Origin of the sequence: Bartonella fuyuanensis (assembly GCF_014197255.1) — a bacterium.
GTDB classification, from domain to species: domain Bacteria; phylum Pseudomonadota; class Alphaproteobacteria; order Rhizobiales; family Rhizobiaceae; genus Bartonella; species Bartonella fuyuanensis.
In genome coordinates, this window is record NZ_JACIFE010000067.1 from 1 (window position 1) to 1,397 (window position 1,397).

The window sequence follows — 1,397 nt, forward strand, 5'->3', positions numbered from 1 at the left end:
TTCACATTGTCACTTAATTCCACTTCCGTGGTATCAACGAGAAGGCGATATTTAAAGATGTCTTTTCCAGAGGCAGCGATAAAGCTATCAATATCCTTTTTACTGATCTGATGGTCAGCTTGATAAAATTTACACTGAATAGCGACATAACCCTCTTGATTGCGAAGCTTTGCCACCAGATCAATGCCGATATCATTTTTATTCCAACCTTCACGCTCTTGCGCCCATTCATAATAGGTTTCTACCTTTTCATAGCGTCCATAATGAAGAGGGTCGTTTGTCAAATAAGCTATGACAAGGATTTCAAACATGGTTCCTAATTCACGGGGTGATTTTGCTTGTTGACGATAATATTCTAAGAGAGAGCGTAAAGTGACATGTTCATTATCAGACTTAATAGATTGCATCATATTGTAATAAAAATCCCTTGCCTTATGAGATGATTAATATTCATCAAAAGAATAAAAATGAAGTCAATTAAATCCATTTAGGATAAATAGCGAGTATCAGAAGAGGTAAAGTCATTCAAAAGTGGATAAATTTTTTCAAAAGGGTTTTTAAAGGTACTTATCCACAGCCCATGACATGGAATAAGATCAGCAAAGTAGTGAAATTTGCTGTTCGTTTCACGGGTTAATCAAGATAAATGAACTAGGTGATTTAAAATATCAGAATAAGTATTTTGATAGGTTTTATGAGTCACTAAAATAATCTAGTTTGTTAGTTTAATTTACAGACAAAAACTGACAAATATATATTATTGATTGTATTTAAAGTTGTATTGTCGATATAGGTTGTATCTTTAAAATACTAACCTATTGAAAAATAATGTTTTTAATTTTCTCTCATTTAAAAAAATAATATAGCCTCTAAAAAGAACTGACAACACTGACAGCTACTGGACAAAACTCTTCTGTTTAGATCACTCAGTTCATTGTCTTTGGAGAAAAGTTCTTTGATGAAAATGCCATTAAATATAACTTATTAGAAAATCAAGACTTTGTTTGCTCGCCAAATTTGGCGAGCAAAGGCAGGAAAAAGAGTTTTGCGTGATTGTCTTGAAAGGCTCTCAAAGAGATTTCTTATTGTTTTCTATGATGGTTTTTGACGATAGGATGTGCTTGATTGCATGATGTCTCGTTTATATGCGTGTTGAGTGGCTTAGAGGAGCTGGAGAGTGAATTTATCTCTAATTATTGATAAATATATTGTAGCATTAAACTGGGGATATTAATGTATTAAACATTGACGGGCTAAACAGTTTTGTTTAGAGGCTTTTTTCATAGAAATGTGGGGGAGAGGTCCTCAGCAGTTAAAATAAAGTAGTTTTGGGTGCCACTTTTCTTTGGTCACAGAGGCATGTGCTTTTGTTAAAAGCGTCATAGGGCAGTGGCTGT

General features: G+C 33.7%; 1 protein-coding gene. It reads right to left on the reverse strand.

Features of this window, described 5'->3' with window-relative positions:
* A partial coding sequence (locus GGR08_RS07940; RefSeq protein WP_183194757.1) for a restriction endonuclease occupies positions 1-410 on the reverse strand: 410 nt, incomplete at its 3' end.
* Positions 411-1,397 lie beyond the last annotated feature (987 nt).